Genomic DNA, 19,811 nt, shown 5'->3' with positions numbered 1-19,811 from the left:
TATGTACGAATTTAGTTTTGAGTCGTTTGCTAACAGTATTGTTGGCACTTGGAAAGGTGAAGGTTCAGGAATATTTCCAACAATTAAAAATTTTGAGTTTATAGAGCATTTAGTGTTTAAGAAGGATGAGGAAAGGGCTGTTATTCATTATGAACAAAGAACTTGGCTTAAACCAAGTTCATCACAAAAAAGAAGAAGCTCTCATTGGGAATCTGGGTTTATTTCATTCGAAAATGATGAACAACTTTTTATGAACAATGTACATGAAAACGGTAGAATGGAGTGTATGAATTTGAATGAAATTAAGGTATCAAAAGATTCTTATCAGCTTTTATTCGAATCAAGATTAATTATTAATGATGAAAGGATGCAAACTTCTAAAAGAGAATGGATTTTTAATGATGGAAAATTGAACTATGAAATGTTTATGGGAACTAAAACAGTAAAACAACAACTATTACATCTTAGTGCCTTATTAATTAAAGAAATGTAGTCATTTTGGGACTTATTTGCGAAAGTCAATTTCTAAGTAATGGTCTATATTTTTCTTAAATTACCACCGGTCTAGTATAAGAATAGTAGCGAATTTTGAAATGCTACCTTTTCGGATTAAGCCAAACCATAAATATAAAAAAGCGATTTCGATTAAGCACTGAAACCGCTATTACTTATACAATGTGCCTGTTGCACAACTATAAAATAAGCTTAAAAACCTATTTTTTAAGTTTATCAAAATCATAAACAGCTGGTTTTTTGATGTTTAATTCTATTAAACCGTCTGAATATCATCTATTTATTTTATAAAAGAAGTTGTGCAACGGTTACTTTTGTTGTAAAACGTTATTTTTTTAGATATTCATCTATCCATTCGATACTCGTCAATTTATAAACGATATTTTTTCCATCTTTTAGCTTTAACAAATATCCTCTATCTTCTAAGTCCGTTAAATCTCTACTGGCCGTTTGTCTTACAATATCATGTTTAGAAGAATAAGCTTGAATTGTTATTTCCGAGGTAGGTTTGATAGATAAATATGAAAGAACGTCTGCTTGTCTTTTATTAAAATTCCTTTTTACTAATTCGTACATTAGTTCAGAAGCTCTTTGTCTTTCTGCTCTTTTTTTGTCTCTATAATTTACTAAGTTTTGAAAAGCTACTCTTAAACTTTTCATCGAGTACATTATAAAATATGTTAAGTCGTTTTCATCATTTTCAGTTCTCAAAAAAGCCTTATCATAACTTGTTCTCGAATTAAGTATGGCTTTGGATATTGAAATATGTTTAAGTAATGTGTAACCTTTTTTTATCAAGTACCAATAAAATAAAGCTCTTGCGGTTCTTCCGTTTCCATCTCCGAAGGGGTGGATATAACCAATCATAAAGTGTAATACTGATGCCTTGATTATTGGGTGAATAAAATCTTCCTCATTATTTATGAAATAGATTATACTTTCTATCAAATTATTTACTTCCTCATGTTTAGGGGCTGTAAAAGCAATTTCCCCGTCTATATGGTCTTTTACATAAACAGGATGATCTCTGAACTTTCCTGCATATTTACTTGCTTCAGTTTTAGTTGTCATCAACTCATGAATTTCTAAAATGAACTGAATTGATAAATCTTCTTCTAATCTATTTTCAATTTCTCTAATTGCTCGAAAATTGTTGATTATCATTTGTTCCGACTCATTTCTTGGATTTCGGCCAGATTTTAACATATCACGGGCAACATCTGTTGTTGTAGCTGCTCCTTCAATTTGAGAGGATGCAATCGCCTCTTCTACTAGAGAATTTTTGAAATATTCTTGTTGGTCTTGTGGTGTAATAGAGTTTTTATAGAGACCTCCAATTAATTTTAAATCAAAAAGGTGTAAATCTTTTTGTATAAACGAAGTTAGATTATAAGTGAATTGATGGTTATAAAAATAAAGATTTTTTCCTGAAATTTTTCTATGTGTTTTAACCATTTTCCAAGCGCTTTCTGGGCTATCGAATGGCATATTAGGCCTATGTTTAATTTCTGACCAATAGAAATATCTTTTATCTGCTTCATGTAGAAAAGGTAGAATATTATCATTTCCAATAGAGTCAATATAATCAGTATAATCTATTTCAAATTGAGGAGGTATTTCTATTTTCATGTCACAACGTGTTAAATACAAGGTCTAATTTAACATGTTGTAACAAATATTTGATGTTTTTTACTTATTTTTTTCTAAAATGTTTGATTTTATTAATGTTTTACAACGGTTTAGCTATGAACAGTACGGGAGCAAACTAGCGTTTGCTTTCCGCCACGCGCATAGCGAAATCTTTTGGTTTTGTTTTTTTTTTTTGTCAAAGCGAAATCCCAAAGATTTCGCGACCTCATAAAAATACGCAAACCCTTCTAGTGAGCCCGAAGCCCGTATTGTTTATAGGTTTTATTGTAATGCGTTTTATTCCGCTGCTTGGTTTACTAATCTAACTTTATTTTATCAATATGTTGGAAGTCATTTTTATTTTTAAAGTTGTTCAATTCATTTAATGTGAATGGTCCCTTAGTTTCATTTCCACATCCACAACAAAGTCCATTTGAATTAGCTTCGATAATAAAATGTCCATTAGTTGTTGTAGCAATTATTACTGAGTCATTCCATTCAACATATTTCAAATCCTTTACAAATGGATCGTTTTTAAAAGCAGGATTACACATCAAAACGTTTTTACCATCGATTCGGTTTCTATTATTATCAAAATCAACATAATCAAAGATGTAATAATAATCAACGATTTTTGTTTTTCCATTACCACACCCTAAAACTAAAAGGAGTATGATGCTCACAACCAAATGTCTCTTATATTTCATTTTTTGTTAAATGCATTACAACAATCGTATATGTACACAATTGCACATATATCTTTTATATCCCAACTAAGATAAAACAAAAAAACCATCACTTTTCAGTGATGGTTTTTAATAATAAATTGATTAAATCTTACGATTTAGTTTCCTTTTTGGTAATCTGCCAAGAACTTTGCCAAACCACTATCAGTTAATGGGTGCTTTAATAGTCCAGTAATTGAACTTAAACCACCTGTCATAACATCAGCACCAATTTTAGCACAGTCTATAATATGCATTACGTGACGTACAGATGCTGCTAATATTTCAGTTTGGTAACCGTAGTTATCATAGATCATACGTATATCAGCAATCAATCCTAATCCGTCTGTTGAGATATCATCTAAGCGACCAATGAAAGGAGATACGTATGTAGCACCTGCTTTTGCAGCCAATAATGCTTGACCAGAAGAGAATACCAACGTACAGTTTGTTCTATACCCTTTATCTGAGAAATATTTAATTGCTTTTACACCTTCTTTGATCATAGGTACTTTAATTACGATCTGTGGGCTTATTTTAACCAACTTCTCGCCTTCTGCGATCATACCATCGTAATCTGTAGAAATAACCTCAGCACTTACATCACCGTCAACTACATCACATATTTTCTTGTAATGTGCTAAAATGTTGTCTGCACCTGTAATACCTTCTTTAGCCATTAAAGATGGGTTTGTTGTAACACCATCTAAAATACCCATATCTTGAGCTTCTTTGATCTCGTCTAAATTCGCTGTATCTATAAAAAATTTCATTTTGTCTTATTTTAAATTTATTATGAATGTCTTTTGGGCACCCCCTAAAGATTGTTTACTTTAAAAAATCTACTACTTGTTGATATACTTGATCACCGGTGAATCCGAATTTCTCATCAAGTACCGTTGCCGGTGCAGAATAACCGAAATGCTCTAAACCGAATACTTTTCCGTTTGGTCCCGCTAATCCTTCCAAGTTTACAGGTAGACCTGCCGTAAGACCGAATACTGGTTTGTTTGGCGGAATCACTGCTTCTTGGTATGCTTCTGACTGTTGTCTAAATATACCTTCTGATGGTATAGAAGCGATATTCACTTTTAAACCTTCTTTCTCTTCCAATAATTTTGTTGCAGCTACCAATGTTGCAACCTCAGAACCGTTAGCAATCAATATTACATCTGGATCGGCTACTTCTTGTACCAAGTAACCTCCTTTTTCTGCTCCTAATGCTTCCTCATAACGGTTACCGCTCTTTGCTGGAAGATCTTTTATCCCTTGACGAGATAAAATAAGTCCGGTAGGAGTTTTTTGGTTTTCCATTGCCATTTTCCAAGCTACGTTGGTTTCTTGAGAATCTGCAGGACGCAATGCTACGAAACTTTGCTCGTGGCTATGGTTCTTTAATTTCTCTAACAAACGTATTTGAGCTTCTTGCTCAATTGGTTGGTGTGTTGGTCCGTCCTCTCCTACTCTAAAGGCATCATGCGTCCAAACAAACTTCACCGGTAATTCTTGAATACAGCTTAAACGAATGGCTGGCTTCATATAATCAGAGAATACAAAGAATGTTGCTACTACTGCCATTACCCCGCCGTGAAGCGCAATACCGTTTGCCATAGTCGCCATGGTCAATTCAGCAACCCCAGCCTGTAAGAATGCTCCAGAGAAATCACCTTTCTTTAAAACACTGGTTTTCTTTAAGAAACCGTCTGTTTTATCACTGTTGGATAAATCTGCAGACGATACGATCATATTCTCTACGTTCTGCGCTAAGTAAGCCAAAACGTTTGATGAAGCTGCACGTGTTGCCTGACCTTCTTTCTGTGCTACAGAACTGAAGTCTAATTCTGGTAATTTACCTTCTAAGAAACCATCTAATTTTGCAGATAGCTCAGCATTTTCTGAACGCCAAGCATCTATTTCTCTTTTCTTAGCCTGTGCTTCGTCTTTCTTCTTGTTGATGATGCCTTCGTAGTACTCCTCTACTTTTGAATAGATATCAAAAGGGTTATCTACATCTGCACCCAAATTCACTAAAGTTTTCTCATAATCTGCACCTGTATCGCCAATTGGCTTACCGTGTAGTTCTGTATACCCTTCGTACGGAGTACCTTCTGCAGTTACACAACCTTTACCCATAATCGTTTCACCGATTATTAAAGTTGGCTTTTCTGTTTCTGCATTGGCATCTGTAAGTGCTTTTCTTATTTGATCATGATCATGACCGTCAATAGTTACTACCTTCCATCCCCATGCTTCATATTTCTTGGCAGTATCTTCTGAAGTTACCTCATCTGTTTTAGATGATAATTGAACATCGTTAGAATCGTAGAACATGATAAAGTTGCTTAAGCCTAAGTGACCTGCAATTCTACCTGCACCTTGAGAGATTTCTTCTTGTACACCACCATCAGAAATAAAACCATATATCTTATGGTTCATCCAATCTCCAAAACGTGCTTTCAAGAAATTAGCAGCTACTGCTGCACCAACACCCATGGTATGACCTTGACCTAAAGGACCGGATGTATTTTCAATACCTCTTGCAACATCAACTTCTGGGTGACCAGGAGTTACCGATCCCCATTGTCTAAAATTAGACACATCGTCTTTAGAGTAATTACCCAAAAGATAATACTGAGCGTACATTAAAGTAGATAAGTGCCCTGCATCCATGAAAAAACGGTCACGGAAAGGCCATTTCATATCAGAAGGATCGTAGTTGAAAAATTCAGAATATAAAATGTGCATGTAGTCTGCTCCTCCCATTGGCCCACCTGGGTGTCCAGAATTTGCCTTTTCTACCATCGCTACAGCTAATGCCCTTATATTGTCGGCTGCTAATTGATCTAGTTCCTTGTTCATTATATTATTAGATTATTTTTCAGGTTCGTGTTTATTTTACTATCTACAAAATTCTCCCCCAAAGATACTTTATAATAGGCGCTAATTAAAATATTTCAACTAACATAATTCTATAGTATTCAAGTATTAAACCGCTGATTACTTCTTAATTAACACAATACCTCTCTCGAAAGGGTTTTCGGAAACATTGTTTTAAATCAAAACGACCTTATTGTATCATTAAATACTAAAAGTAAGCTACTTACGACCTACATTTGCACGCTAAGTTTATTTTATTCTCAAATTGATATTAATATGCCAATCTTTTAATTCGTTAACAAACAGCTGCTTCAACTTTTAATTTGTAACGTTTTAGAGGTTTTCTGTTTACTTCGGATACTTAAAAACACACAATTGTAGCTATGATTTTAAAATTTCCATCGCGTTTCACATACAACCCGCTCATAATTATCACTTTCTTGCTTTACTTGAACCCTATTTTTGGTCAAGATGCTCAACAGTTACCTGATGCCGTTCAAATGAAAACCTATAATTATGCCGATACTTTACAACTAGATTTTTATAGTATTCCATCTAATAGCATCGAACCAAAACCTACGGTAGTTTTAGTACACGGCGGCGGATTTACAGCGGGTCAACGGAATGGTGGTGATGAAAAAGGGCTTAGTACTTATCTAGCTACTAAAGGGTTTAATGTAGCTTCTATAAACTATAGACTATCTAGAAAAGGAAAATCTTTTGGGTGCGATTGCCCAGCATCTATAAAAATCGACACTTACGTCGAGGCAGTTGCCGATCTCTCTAAGGCTATTAATTACTTAACTAAAGATTCTTTGCCGTTTAAAGCCGATCCTTCTAAAATATTTTTAATTGGTAGTAGTGCGGGTGCCGAAACTGTATTGAATTTTCAGTTCATGCGATACGATTATCGTTTTAAAAGACTGCCTTACCCCAATGCCACAATTGCAGGTATAGTAAGTATATCGGGCGCCTTATTAGAAGACAATTATATTGATACCACTAATAAAACACCGTTATTATTTTTTCACGGAGTTAAAGATGCCGTGGTGCCTTATGACACGAATCCACATCGATTTTGCAAGCCAACAGATGTTGGCTACTTACAAATAAATGGACCCAAAGCTATTGCCGAAAGATTATCTAAAGTAAATGGAAGCTATAAAGTGTATTTCAATACTGAAGGCGGACACGAATGGGCATCTAAAGGGTTTAAATTTCCTGAATTCATTTTTGAATTTTTAGAAGATGTATTACGCGATAATGCTAATATGAAAGAATTTGAGTCGCTTTCTATTCCACTGAAAAATAAAGAATAAAGCTAAGCTACATTTACACCGAATAAATGACCTATCGCCGCGGTTACGACCATTGCGACAGTACCCCAAAAACTTATTCTTATCATTGCTTTCCAAATATTGGAACCACCTGCTTTTGCGGCGATAGCCCCTAAAATTGCTAAAAAAATGACTGCAAAGGCATATTGCACATATTCCATATGTTCTAATGGTCCAAAATAAGCGACTAACACCGGTAAAAAACCACCGAAAATAAACGATGCCCCAGATGATAATGCCGCTAATAAAGGCTGTGCCTGGGTAACCTCGTTAATACCCAGCTCATCTCTCGCATGAGCTTCTAATGCATTATGAGCCGTTAATTGTCTTGCTACTTGCAAAGCCAAATTTGCATCTAGCCCCCTCTCTTTATATATTAAAGTGAGTTCTTTTAATTCTTCTTCTGGCATTTCTTCTAACTCTATACTCTCCCTTGCCAAATCTGCCTTCTCTAAATCTTCTTGTGAACTTACCGAGACATACTCGCCAGCTGCCATTGACAAGGCACCTGCAACCAAACCTGCAACACCAGCTAATATTACGGGCTCTCTTGTAGTGCTTGCAGCAGCCACACCAATAACCAAACTAGCTGTAGACAGAATACCATCATTCGCACCAAGTACAGCAGCTCTTAGCCAGCCACTGCGTGTTCCATAATGATTTTCGTTTTGCATACCCATTTCATTTTACAGGCGGTTAGCACTACCTTTTTTTAACAATAGCATTTTCACCATTACCAATAATAACCAAATTGGTGGTAGTTAAGAATAAACCTGTTTCGACAATACCCGGTATTGTTTTTAATTGTTGCTCAAGATCGGTCAATTTTATTTCAGTATTCCAAATATCGATATCAATAATATCATTGTTCTCGTCTGTTTTATAATCTTCAGTGCCCCTCATTCGCTGCACGGGACTCAAACCCATACCATCCAATTCTGCGGTAATCAATTGCGTAGCAAACGGAATTGTTTCTATTGGTAATTTAAACTTACCCAGTTTAGTAACATTCTTGGAAGAATCAGCAATTATAATATTTAAATCAGAATTATGGGCAACGATTTTTTCACGTAGCAATGCTCCGCCTCCGCCTTTAATCAATTTAAAATTTTCGTCTACCTCATCGGCACCATCTATAGTTACATCTAACCTTTTTGCCTCAGCAAGTGTAATTACGTTAATACCCAATTTAGTTGCTAGTTTTTCCGTTTCGTTAGAAGTAGCTACTGCTTTGAGTTCCATTCCATTTTGTACCATTGCACCGATTGCCTCTATCATATAAAATGCTGTAGAACCCGTACCCAGACCAATTGTCATTCCTGATTTTATATACTTTACCGCTTCTAATGCTGCTACTTTTTTCTCGTTTACCGCGCTCACTTTTATTTGTGTTAAGTTTATTTAGGCTAAAGATATTTAGAATAACCAATAGCATTGTTAATAGCGTAAACTAAATTTTAGAATTTATATACTGAAAACAACATTATATAAGATTGATTTTATTGACTAACACTTATATTATTTTCAATTAATTGTAATGATAGAATAGGTAAATGACAGCAAAATTTAGACTTACCAACTATAAAATCATTACATAAGTTTCTTAAGTAACTATTTGTATTATTTGAAAGAACAAGTAATTGACAATTAGTCTGATCAACGTACTTTTTTAAAGTTGATGTTAAAGAACTGTTAGTTTCTAATTTAAAGAAATTATGATATATAGAACCTAATTTTTTACTTATGAGCTCGTGATTTAAGTGTTGTAATTCGGTAATATAAGAAGTGGTATTCTGTACACTCCCAATCTGTACAGTACTATTAAAATATCGCGCTAACTCCACTATTGGATTTAATTCAATACCATTAAATAAGTGACTGTACTCTGATACGATTGAAATAGTACTTAAATTTTCAAATTCAACCCTTGATGGAATTACTAATACAGGGCATTTATTTACATTGTTTAAAATTCTTACCGTATTTCTGCCCAAGAATATAGTTTCATCATCTGCCCCTCCACTAGCACTCATAATTATTAGATCTATATGTTGTGATGTTACAACTTCTTTGACCTCATCTACCAACATAGAAAAACTAGAAATACATTCGTAATTATGTAAGGGATTATTATATTCTTTCTTTATTCTAGAAATTGTTTTTTTTAACCCTTTTTCAGATGCTATTTGTGCTGAACAATTATTCAATGTATCTGAAATTCTTCCAGCCATCAAACGATTGCTGTTCAATTCTGGAGTGTATGCATTTATAAAATGAAACTTGCATTCAGATTCAGAAAATAGATTTAGAGCGTACCTAATGGCATTCCAAGCTGCCATTGAAAAATCGGTTGGTATCAATAAGTTTTTCATAAATGGTGCATAGCATTTAATGATAAATGTAGTCTGCTTACAACACTGAAACTATGACATTTATCAGAGTAAAATATAATTTAAAAACCATCGGCTAATTCTTGCAACATACATTCTTCTATAATGCCAATTTTTTTACCTTCGGTCTTTATCAATCTTTTTTTCTTAAACTCTGAAATCATACGAATTAAAGATTCAGTGGCAGCCCCTATAATATTTGCATAGTCATCTCTACTTAATGTTAGTAACAGAAAGCCATTTTCATCTTCCCCGTAATTTTTCTTTAAATAGATAAAAGCTTCTGCTAAACGTTGTTTAACTGTTTTTTGAGACATGTTTACAATAACATCATCAGCTTCTTTTAAGTCATGAGCCATATGCCGTAAAACTTCCAATGAAAAATATGGATTTGTATTAAGTGTGTTAGAAATTACCTCTTTAGGTATAAAACACACCTCCATATCATTAATTGCAGTGGCACTTAAATTGGTAAAGTCTTCTGCAATTACAGAACGTTGACCCATAATCTCTCCTTTATTGGTCAGTTTTACAATTTGTTCTTTACCGTTACTGCTTAACTTAGATAATTTAGAAACACCATCTCTTACACAAAAAACGCCATCAAGTTTTTGCCCTTCTACAAAAAGAGCATCTCCTTTTTTAATTCTTTTAGAAATCTTTGCATCAGAGACTTTTTTTAATTCCTCTTTATTTAACGCACGGAGTGAATTAAACTGCCTGATAATACAATTCTCACATCTACTTTCCATGGTTAACTCATTTAATATTCAACAAAAATAAACAAGCTTGTAAAGATAAAAACTGACAATTATCATGTTTTAGAAACGGTTTGATTTTGACCTTTGCATACTTAGAATAGTTTATAAATATGCAGACAAAAGATTGTTTTCATTGCGGAGATCCTTGTGATAGACAACTTATAACATTTGATGAAAAATCATTTTGTTGTACAGGTTGCAAGACCGTCTATGAAATTTTTTCATCAAACGATTTGTCGCATTATTATGAACTACAAGCTGCAGCAGGTACAACCCCCAAGGCAATTGAAGGAAAATATGATTTTCTTGATAATGAAGAAATTATAGCTAAACTAACAGAATTCAATGATGGTAACATTCAAATCATCAATTTATATATACCCACTATTCATTGTAGCTCTTGTATTTGGATTTTAGAAAATTTGAACAAACTCAACAAACATGTAACGAACTCTCAAGTTGATTTTCCGAAAAAAACAATTCGGGTTACCTACAAACAAGATGGTTTCAGCTTAAAGAGTCTAGTATTGTTATTAGCTAAAATTGGATATGAACCCTACATTTCACTTGAAGATTTTGATGGTAAAAAGAAAGTATCTGACAGAAGCCTAATTTATAAGCTTGGTGTTGCCGGTTTTGCTTTCGGTAATGTTATGTTTCTTTCTTTTCCTGATTATTTTGATTTGGGATCGAGTGCCGCTTCTGGTGGAGAATATTGGCTGAACAAATACCAAGACTTATTTCGGTGGATGATGTTCATTTTTTCGCTACCCGTAATTTTCTATGCTGGGTGGGATTATTTTGTATCAGCATACAAAGGACTACGAGCTAAGCTTTTAAATATAGATGTACCCATAGCTCTTGGTATTTTAGTACTATTCCTAAGAAGTACGTATGACATCGCCTTTAACTTGGGGAGCGGTTTTTTTGATTCCCTCACGGGACTCGTATTCTTTCTATTACTAGGTAAATTCTTTCAACAAAGAACCTACAGCTTTTTATCTTTTGAGCGCGATTACAAGTCGTATTTCCCTATTGCAATTACCAGACTAAATTTAAAAGGTAAAGAAGAAACCGTACCTGTTCAAGAAATTAAAAAGGGCGATAGAATATTGATCAGAAACGAAGAGATGATTCCCGTTGACGGAACATTGGTTTACGGAAACGCACAAATTGACTATAGTTTTGTTTCTGGGGAGTCTGAACCTGTTTCTAAAGTTATTGGAGAACAGGTCTTTGCTGGTGGAAAACAATTAAACGGTGTAATTGAAATGATTGCCTTAAAATCGGTCTCTCAAAGTTACTTGACCCAGTTATGGGGCAATGCCGTTTTTAAAACAGATAAAGTCACTGCTTTTCAAAACCTGACCGATAGTATTGGCAAACGTTTTACTATTGCTGTACTTTCCATTGCCTTTATCGCTACTACCTTTTGGTTATTCTATGACCCGTCTAAAGCGATGAATGTTTTTACAGCGGTATTGATTATCGCCTGCCCATGCGCCATAGCATTGGCCTCACCTTTCACTTTAGGGAATATGTTGCGCATTTTTGGAAAGAAGAAATTCTATATAAAAGACACTCAAACTATTGAGCGTTTGTCAAAAATTGATACTGCCATTTTTGATAAAACAGGTACCATTACCACTTCTCAAAAAAGCACGGCACATTATGAAGGTATGCCTTTGACCCCTGAAGAAGAGTCAATTTTAAAGAACACCATCAGAGCCTCTAACCACCCTTTAAGCAGATCTTTATATGATTTACTTAAAGAACAGAATATCATTACTTTAGATGAGTATGAAGAGCATGTCGGCAAGGGTCTAGAAAGCTCTAAAGACCATATCAATATGAAAATCGGTTCTGCCAATTTTGTAGGGAAAGGTAAGACTAATAATCTTTTGGATACATCTATTTACATTAGCGCTAACAATACATATAAAGGTAGATACGTTTTTCAGAACCAATATCGTGACGGCTTGTCTTCTGTGTTTCAAAATATGTCTGAGACTTTGAATTTGGCGATACTTTCAGGTGATAATGAAGGAGAAAAAGAACGTTTAGAAGCATTGTTACCAAAACTGACGCCGCTCTATTTTAACCAAAAACCAGAAACAAAACTAGACTTCATAAAATCGTTACAAGAACAAGGTAAAAAAGTTTTAATGGTAGGCGACGGATTAAATGATGCCGGAGCTTTGGCACAAAGTAACGTAGGCATTGCCATATCTGAAAATATCAATGTCTTCTCCCCTGCTTGCGATGCCATCTTAGATGCTTCTAAATTTAAGGAACTATACGCTTATATACTTGCTTCTAAAAAAGCTATGCGTATTATAAAAATGAGCTTTGTTTTATCGTTACTTTATAACTGTATAGGGCTTTATTTTGCCATTACCGGACAGTTAGAACCAGTAATAGCCGCCATTTTAATGCCTTTGAGCTCTATTAGCATCGTTATTTTTACTACGCTAATGACAAATCTCATTGGTAAAAGACTTCCTTAAAACGGTTTTAAGTAACATTGTTTTTTTAATTACTTATAGAACGAAATGCTCTGGTAATAATGTAGTAATTTCGATAATCTTTTTTTGATCTTTTTAACATCTATTCAGTCATACCATTCTTCTCAACACATTCGTAAAGCTAACAAAAACAGTACTTTATAGGTGATAAATAAATTTACAACCAACTCATCTTTTTACCTTTTTTAAGAAATTTTTTAAAGTATGACAATTGTCATTTTCTAAGGTTTACATCCCACTTATTTTTACATCATAATTCAGGTAGGTATGGGTGTTATTTATGTTTTACTAGGTATAAGTTTAGTAGTGGCCATTATATTTTTTGTCGCTTTTATAGTATCGGTCAAACAAGGGCAATATGATGATTCTTACACACCTTCTGTACGTATGCTTTTTGAAGATGAACTGGTAAAAACCAAAAAAACCGGTACCAAAGAGTTTAAACAAGAGAAAATCCAACTAAATAAACAAGTATAATTATGGAAGTACAGCAGTTTTATTACGATAACAAAATCGTAAAAAATTTCCTTTATGCCACTATGTTTTGGGGTATTGTGGGTATGTCTGTAGGCTTATTGTTAGCCTTTATGTTCATTTTCCCCAATGTAACCGATGGTATATCGTGGTTAAGTTTTGGTCGTTTACGTCCATTACATACCAATGCCGTAATTTTTGCATTTGTAGGAAATGCAATTTTTGCAGGAGTCTACTACTCCACCCAACGTTTGCTAAAGGCGCGTATGTTCAGCGATTTTCTTAGTAAACTTAATTTTTGGGGATGGCAAGCCATCATTGTCTCTGCGGCCATTACCCTACCACTAGGTTATACTAGCTCAAAAGAATATGCCGAGCTTGAATGGCCTATCGATATTGCTATCGCCGTAATTTGGGTTGCTTTTGGTGTTAACCTTATCGGTACTATGATAAAACGAAGACAACGTCACCTTTATGTGGCTATCTGGTTTTACCTGGCAACTTTTGTGACTGTAGCGGTACTGCATATTTTCAACAATTTAGAATTACCTGTTAGCGCATTAAAAAGTTACTCGGTATACGCTGGTGTACAAGATGCACTAGTACAGTGGTGGTACGGTCATAATGCGGTTGCGTTTTTCTTGACTACACCTTTCTTAGGTCTTATGTACTACTTTGTACCTAAAGCGGCAAACAGACCTGTATATTCATATAGGCTCTCTATAGTTCACTTTTGGTCATTGATTTTTATATATATCTGGGCGGGTCCACACCACTTATTATATTCTGCTTTACCAGATTGGGCACAGAATTTAGGGGTAGCCTTTTCAATTATGTTACTGGCTCCATCTTGGGGTGGTATGATCAACGGTCTACTAACTTTAAGAGGTGCTTGGGATAAAGTACGTACAGATCCTGTTCTTAAATTTATGGTGGTTGCAATTACCGGTTATGGTATGGCAACTTTTGAAGGACCTATGCTTTCCCTTAAAAACGTAAACGCAATTGCACACTTTAGTGATTGGATTATTGCTCACGTTCACGTAGGTGCCTTAGCTTGGAACGGTTTCTTGACCTTTGGGATGATTTACTGGTTAGTACCTAAAATGACGAAGAATAAATTATTCTCTATTGGGTTGGCTAATTTCCACTTCTGGATCGGTACACTAGGTATTATTCTATATACACTACCAATGTACGTTGCCGGATTTACGCAAGCTTTAATGTGGAAAGATTTTAACCCAGATGGTACTTTAGTTTACGGTAACTTTCTAGAAACTGTACACGAAATTATGCCTATGTATTGGATGCGTGCCATTGGTGGTAGCCTTTACATTGTTGGTGCATGTGTTATGATTTACAATGTTGTTCGTACTATTAAATCTGGTAGTATTATAGAAGATGAATTAGCAGAAGCAGCAGCACTTACTACAGTTTCTAAACGAAGAACTGCAGGTGAAACTTTTCATACTTGGTTAGAGCGTAAGCCTATTCAGTTAACCATTTTGGCTACTGTAGCTATCTTAATTGGTGGTCTTATACAAATTGTACCTACCATTTTGGTGAAATCCAACATACCAACGATTACGAGTGTAAAACCATATACACCTTTAGAACTAGAGGGTCGTGACTTATACATTCGTGAAGGTTGCGTTAGTTGTCACTCACAAATGGTTCGTCCTTTTAGAAGTGAGGTAGAACGTTATGGCGAATATGCCAAGGCTGGTGAATTCGTTTATGACCACCCATTCCTTTGGGGTAGTAAACGTACCGGTCCAGATTTATTAAGAGTTGGGGGTAAATACTCAGACAACTGGCACTTAAACCATATGTACGACCCACAAAGTACTTCATCTGGTTCTATAATGCCTGCCTATGCCTGGTTGGTTCGCGACGAGCATGACCGTAGCAATATAAAAACCAAAATGGAAGCGATGGTAACTTTAGGGGTTCCATATACTGAAGAAGAAATTGCAAATGCCGATGCCCTTATGGATGCACAAGCAGAGAAAATCGAGAAGAACTTATATAGTGATCCCGATTTTGCAAAATCTTACGAAGCAGATAAAAAATATGCTGCAGAAAATGGTGAAGAATTTATAGAAATGAGAGACCGTGAAATTGTATCATTAATTGCTTACCTACAACGATTAGGTACAGATATCAAGATCAAAGAAACCGGTGAATTATTATCTGATAACTAAAACGAAAAAATCATGTTCAAATTTGTAAAAGGTTACATGGAAACTATAGAGGGCGTAGCAACCTACCCCATGATATCATTACTTATCTTCTTTGTGTTTTTCACATTGTTATTTTGGTGGGTAATTACAGCCTCAAAATCATACATTAAAGAAGTAAGCGAAATGCCTTTAGAAGAAGATAACCAACAAAACAACCAATTATGAAAAACAATACAGCCTGGTGGTTAAGAATAACAGTGGCCTTTTTCTTGGTCGTTGTACTTATGGAAGTTTACATCGATAGCGGCGATCAACCAGCCTTTTTGGTCTACCCTACAATGATGTTTGGCTTTATGGCACTCATTTTATTGCTTTTGATAGCAATTGCCTTTATAGTACAAGCTATCGAAAATGTACTCTATAATACGCTTGATGAAGAAGCGAAATTACGTTATTTAGAAGCCAAAGAAGAAAAATGGGAATGGACCTGGGGTAAAAAAATGTACAACAAAATGTTGGGCAGTAAACCTATGGAGGCAGAAGGTGAAATTATTCTTGACCATAACTATGACGGTATTCGTGAACTTGACAACAATTTACCACCATGGTGGGTATACTTGTTCTACGCATCTATTGTATTTGGTGTAGTTTACTTGCTTCGTTTTCATGTATTTAATGACTACGACCAAAAACTAGAGTACGAACAAGAAGTTGCTGCCGCACAGTTAGAAATCGAAGCCTATAAAAAAACAGCAAAAGGTCTTGTTGATGCCAATACGGTAGAATTATTGACCGATGCATCTGATATTAGTGCCGGTAAAGGCATTTTTGAAAGTAATTGTGTTGCTTGCCATATGGCAGATGGTGGCGGTGGTATTGGTCCTAACCTAACAGATCAAAACTGGATTCTCGGTGGTGGTATCAAAAACGTATTTCATACCATTTCTGAAGGTGGTCGTGACGGTAAAGGTATGATCGCTTGGAAACAGAACTTAAAACCTGCCGAGATTGCTCAGGTGGCTAGTTATGTTCTAAGTTTTCAAGGTACTACGCCGGCAAACCCTAAAGCTGCCGAAGGTGATATTTGGGTAGACCCTAATGCGCCTGCAGAAGAAGCTCCGGTTGAAGTAGAAGCAAAAGAGGTAGTTATTGATTCTGCAGCGGTTACAATGAACTGAGTACAGTGAGAGAGTAATACCTCTCAAAGCCTATAAAGAGAGAAACAATGTCACAAGATCAAGATAATTTTAGAGATTCAATCGGTACCATTAAAGAAGATGGAAAACGAGCTTGGGTATTTCCAAAAAAACCAAGTGGTAAACTTTACAACTATCGCAAGTATGTAAGTTACGCACTGCTTACTTTCTTGATCGCATCTCCTTTTATTAAAATAAATGGTAATCAGTTTTTGATGTTCAATGTGTTGGAAAGACGTTTCAATATATTCGGATTTCCTTTTTACCCTCAAGATTTTCACCTCTTTGTTATTTCAATGATCATTGGGGTGGTATTCATTGCCCTTTTTACTGTCGCCTTCGGACGTATTTTCTGCGGATGGATGTGTCCGCAAACCATCTTTATGGAAATGGTTTTTCGTAGGATAGAATATTGGATAGATGGAGACCGAGGTTCTCAAATAAAACTGGACAGACAAGAATGGAATGCCGAAAAAATTCGTAAACGTGTACTAAAATGGTTTATCTTTTTTATCATATCGTTTATAATAGCCAATGTCTTTCTTACTTATCTTATTGGTAGTGACCGTTTAATTCAATATGTAACCGACGGCCCTACGCAGCATATAAGCACTATGGTTTCGCTCTTGATTTTTACGGGTGTATTCTATTTTGTATTCGCATGGTTTAGAGAACAGGTATGCATTATAGCTTGCCCTTATGGGCGTATGCAAGGGGTTTTATTAGATAATAAATCTATTGTAGTTGCTTATGATTATGAAAGAGGCGAGGCTGAAAACGGTAGAAAAAAATGGCGTAAAAACGAAGATCGTGAAGCCTTAGGTAATGGCGATTGTATTGATTGTAATCAATGTGTAAACGTTTGCCCTACAGGAATTGATATTAGAAACGGAACGCAACTAGAATGTGTAAACTGTACCGCTTGTATTGATGAGTGCGACACTATTATGGAAAAAGTGAATCTACCTAAAGGCTTGATTCGTTATGCAAGTGAAGATGAGATTACCAAAAAAGAGAAATTTAAATTTACGCCTCGTTTAAAAGGGTATACTGCAGTACTGGTAATATTAACGGGCGTTCTTGTTGGTATGATGTTCTTGAGAAATGATTTAGAGGCTAATATTTTACGATTACCTGGTCAGCTTTACGAACACAAAGAAGGTAATATCATTAGTAATGTATACACCTATAAATTACTGAACAAAACCACTAAACCGGTAGTAGATGTTCATTTTGAATTGATGTCACCAAAAGGTGAAATTAAGTTGGTACGTACTGACAATTTTGATGTTGCCCCAGAAGCACTAGCAGAAGGTACACTTTTTATTGAAATTAATGCATCTGCGTTAAGTGGCGATAAAAACAATCTAAAAATTGGGGTTTACAGTAACGATAAGTTAATAGAGACCACTACCGCTCGCTTTTTAGCACCGCGTAGTTATAAATAATGCTTAAATAGAAATATTATGAAGATTAATTGGGGTACCGGTATTGTAATTGCCATAGTAGCATTCATTAGCTTTATTATGTTTTTTGTAATTACAATGACAACCAGTCATGATGCTAACCATGATTTGGTTACTGAAGAATATTATAAAGCCGAACTTGGCTACCAGAAAGAAATAGATGCTGAAAGAAATGCCAGTATTGCTGCTTCACAAATAGATATTAAAAAATCTCCAGAGGGTTTACTTGTAATTTTTCCCGCTGGTTATGATGATACCAATGTAGAAGGTATCGTATCCCTATATAGACCATCCAACAAGAATTTGGACTTTAATTTGCCCATTAATTTATCAAATTCACAATTGCTCATACCTGACAATCAATTGTTGGATGGTCGCTGGGATATAAAAATTTTCTGGGAATACGCTGGAAAAGAATATCTACATAAAGAAAGTATAACCTTTTAACTTATGTTATTATCTGCACTCATATTAGGTCTCATGGGTAGTTTGCACTGCGTTGGTATGTGCGGACCCATTGCTTTTATGCTTCCGGTAAATAGAACCAATAATTATAAAAAATTCGGTCAGATATTTATCTATCACTTTGGGCGTTTATTAGCCTATGGTATCATTGGTCTTATATTTGGTCTATTAGGAAAAGGATTGGCCATCTTTGGAATACAACAGAAACTTTCTATCGCTATTGGTATTATAATGATTCTGGTTGTTTTGATTCCGTATAACACCTTCAATAAATACAATCTTTCAAAACCTATTTATAAAATCATATCTAAAGTTAAGAATCAATTAGGCAAAGAGCTTAAAAAAAAATCTCCTGACACATTCTTAACCATAGGTTTCTTAAACGGATTTTTACCCTGCGGTCTTGTATACATGGCTCTTTTTGGATCTATTGCAATGGGTGATGCTTTGCAAGGTAGTTTATACATGATGCTATTTGGGGTAGGCACTTTACCACTAATGACGGCCGCCATATATTTTAGTAATCTAATAAAAGGAGGCATCCGACAAAAAGTACAAAAAGCCATTCCTGTTTTTGTCATTATTATTGGTTCACTTTTTATTCTTAGAGGTCTTGGCTTGGGTATTCCTTATGTATCCCCTGCCCCAGTTACACAATTGGTAACTAGTGCTATAGAGTGCCATGACTAATGACGCTGTTCAAATAAATTAATTCATATGAAACCGTTACCGAACGAGATAGTACTTCGACCAAGGTTTCAAATGAATGTACCAAATTCTAAGAAAATAGTACTTTCTAAATTTGAACACACCAAAGAAATTCCTTTCTTAATTAAGCGTTTAGATGAACATTTATTCATTAAATACAATCAAAACCACCATCATTTTTGGTCTCCACAACTACATTTAGAAATTGACGAAATAGATAACGAAAACTGTCGCATTTATGGTGTTTTTGGCCCCAACCCTACCCTTTGGACCTTTTTTATGTTTCTACACTTTATAATAGCAACGTTATTTATCATTATTGGCATTTGGGCATATTCTAGCGCTTCTTTAGGTAAAAACAACCACATTCAATTAGGAGTAATGGTTATGCTAATAGCCTTTTGGTTCGTACTTTATTTTGCAGGTAGAAGTGGTAAGAAAAAGGGAAAACCGCAAATGCATGAACTTTATGACTTTATGATGAAACTTCTTACGGTTTAAATTTTATTTTATGTGTCTAGGTCATTATATTTGGTAAGTAACCATTAGATAACAGCCCACT

The 19,811-nt window shown here is 35.0% G+C and carries 19 protein-coding genes; 11 read left to right on the top strand and 8 right to left on the bottom strand.

Features of this window, described 5'->3' with window-relative positions:
- Position 1 precedes the first annotated feature (1 nt).
- Positions 2–493, top strand: coding sequence for an FABP family protein (locus ACJJVP_RS12270; RefSeq protein WP_405414037.1), 492 nt, complete (start codon positions 2–4; stop codon positions 491–493).
- A gap of 347 nt (positions 494–840) precedes the next feature.
- Here ACJJVP_RS12270 and ACJJVP_RS12265 read toward each other — a convergent pair whose 3' ends face one another.
- The 4 genes from ACJJVP_RS12265 to ACJJVP_RS12250 all read right to left on the bottom strand — a co-directional run bounded on the left by ACJJVP_RS12265 (position 841) and on the right by ACJJVP_RS12250 (position 5,726).
- Positions 841–2,142, bottom strand: coding sequence for a Fic family protein (locus ACJJVP_RS12265; protein WP_405414036.1), 1,302 nt, complete (start codon positions 2,140–2,142; stop codon positions 841–843).
- Positions 2,143–2,459: 317 nt separating this feature from the next.
- Positions 2,460–2,849, bottom strand: a complete 390-nt coding sequence (locus ACJJVP_RS12260) for a hypothetical protein (RefSeq protein ID WP_405414035.1) — start codon at positions 2,847–2,849, stop codon at positions 2,460–2,462.
- Between the two features lie 137 nt (positions 2,850–2,986).
- On the bottom strand, positions 2,987–3,640 hold the full coding sequence (gene fsa, locus ACJJVP_RS12255; RefSeq protein ID WP_405414034.1) for a fructose-6-phosphate aldolase: 654 nt from the start codon (positions 3,638–3,640) through the stop codon (positions 2,987–2,989).
- A gap of 55 nt (positions 3,641–3,695) precedes the next feature.
- Positions 3,696–5,726 (bottom strand): transketolase family protein, encoded by a 2,031-nt coding sequence (locus tag ACJJVP_RS12250; protein WP_405414032.1) that lies wholly within the window; start codon positions 5,724–5,726, stop codon positions 3,696–3,698.
- Positions 5,727–6,127: 401 nt separating this feature from the next.
- Between ACJJVP_RS12250 and ACJJVP_RS12245 the strand changes: the two genes are divergently transcribed.
- Complete coding sequence (locus ACJJVP_RS12245; protein WP_405414030.1) at positions 6,128–7,063, top strand: alpha/beta hydrolase family protein; 936 nt, start codon at positions 6,128–6,130, stop codon at positions 7,061–7,063.
- A 2-nt stretch (positions 7,064–7,065) separates the two neighbouring features.
- Here the strand turns inward: ACJJVP_RS12245 and ACJJVP_RS12240 are convergent, their stop codons facing one another.
- The 4 genes from ACJJVP_RS12240 to ACJJVP_RS12225 form a co-directional block, all read right to left on the bottom strand.
- Positions 7,066–7,761, bottom strand: coding sequence for a VIT family protein (locus ACJJVP_RS12240; protein WP_405414028.1), 696 nt, complete (start codon positions 7,759–7,761; stop codon positions 7,066–7,068).
- Positions 7,762–7,783: 22 nt separating this feature from the next.
- Entirely contained in the window at positions 7,784–8,461 is a 678-nt protein-coding gene (rpiA, locus tag ACJJVP_RS12235; RefSeq protein WP_405414027.1) for a ribose-5-phosphate isomerase RpiA, read from the bottom strand.
- Positions 8,462–8,580: 119 nt separating this feature from the next.
- Positions 8,581–9,453 carry a universal stress protein gene (locus ACJJVP_RS12230; RefSeq protein WP_405414025.1) on the bottom strand — a complete coding sequence of 291 codons (873 nt, stop codon included), beginning with the start codon at positions 9,451–9,453 and terminating at the stop codon, positions 8,581–8,583.
- A gap of 80 nt (positions 9,454–9,533) precedes the next feature.
- Entirely contained in the window at positions 9,534–10,223 is a 690-nt protein-coding gene (locus tag ACJJVP_RS12225) for a Crp/Fnr family transcriptional regulator (RefSeq protein WP_405414024.1), read from the bottom strand.
- Between the two features lie 119 nt (positions 10,224–10,342).
- Between ACJJVP_RS12225 and ACJJVP_RS12220 the strand changes: the two genes are divergently transcribed.
- The 9 genes from ACJJVP_RS12220 (at position 10,343) to ACJJVP_RS12180 (ending at position 19,750) form a co-directional block, all read left to right on the top strand.
- Positions 10,343–12,739, top strand: a complete 2,397-nt coding sequence (locus ACJJVP_RS12220) for a heavy metal translocating P-type ATPase (protein ID WP_405414022.1) — start codon at positions 10,343–10,345, stop codon at positions 12,737–12,739.
- Between the two features lie 285 nt (positions 12,740–13,024).
- Positions 13,025–13,234, top strand: a complete 210-nt coding sequence (ccoS, locus tag ACJJVP_RS12215) for a cbb3-type cytochrome oxidase assembly protein CcoS (protein ID WP_405414021.1) — start codon at positions 13,025–13,027, stop codon at positions 13,232–13,234.
- A 2-nt stretch (positions 13,235–13,236) separates the two neighbouring features.
- Entirely contained in the window at positions 13,237–15,435 is a 2,199-nt protein-coding gene (gene ccoN, locus ACJJVP_RS12210; RefSeq protein WP_405414019.1) for a cytochrome-c oxidase, cbb3-type subunit I, read from the top strand.
- A 12-nt stretch (positions 15,436–15,447) separates the two neighbouring features.
- Positions 15,448–15,639 carry a CcoQ/FixQ family Cbb3-type cytochrome c oxidase assembly chaperone gene (locus ACJJVP_RS12205; RefSeq protein WP_405414018.1) on the top strand — a complete coding sequence of 64 codons (192 nt, stop codon included), beginning with the start codon at positions 15,448–15,450 and terminating at the stop codon, positions 15,637–15,639.
- Positions 15,636–16,592 (top strand): cbb3-type cytochrome c oxidase N-terminal domain-containing protein, encoded by a 957-nt coding sequence (locus ACJJVP_RS12200; protein WP_405414016.1) that lies wholly within the window; start codon positions 15,636–15,638, stop codon positions 16,590–16,592. The genes ACJJVP_RS12205 and ACJJVP_RS12200 overlap by 4 nt, the downstream gene beginning before the upstream one ends.
- A 47-nt stretch (positions 16,593–16,639) precedes the next feature.
- Complete coding sequence (ccoG, locus tag ACJJVP_RS12195) at positions 16,640–18,058, top strand: cytochrome c oxidase accessory protein CcoG (RefSeq protein ID WP_405414015.1); 1,419 nt, start codon at positions 16,640–16,642, stop codon at positions 18,056–18,058.
- Between the two features lie 18 nt (positions 18,059–18,076).
- Positions 18,077–18,523, top strand: a complete 447-nt coding sequence (locus ACJJVP_RS12190; protein ID WP_405414013.1) for a FixH family protein — start codon at positions 18,077–18,079, stop codon at positions 18,521–18,523.
- 3 nt (positions 18,524–18,526) lie between these two features.
- Complete coding sequence (locus ACJJVP_RS12185) at positions 18,527–19,231, top strand: sulfite exporter TauE/SafE family protein (protein WP_405414012.1); 705 nt, start codon at positions 18,527–18,529, stop codon at positions 19,229–19,231.
- A gap of 27 nt (positions 19,232–19,258) precedes the next feature.
- Positions 19,259–19,750, top strand: coding sequence for a GTP-binding protein (locus ACJJVP_RS12180; RefSeq protein WP_405414011.1), 492 nt, complete (start codon positions 19,259–19,261; stop codon positions 19,748–19,750).
- Positions 19,751–19,811: the final 61 nt, after the last annotated feature.

The organism is Maribacter sp. Asnod1-A12, assembly GCF_045063735.1.
In the GTDB taxonomy this organism is placed as follows: domain Bacteria; phylum Bacteroidota; class Bacteroidia; order Flavobacteriales; family Flavobacteriaceae; genus Maribacter.
This window is presented reverse-complemented; position numbering and strand designations above follow the sequence as displayed.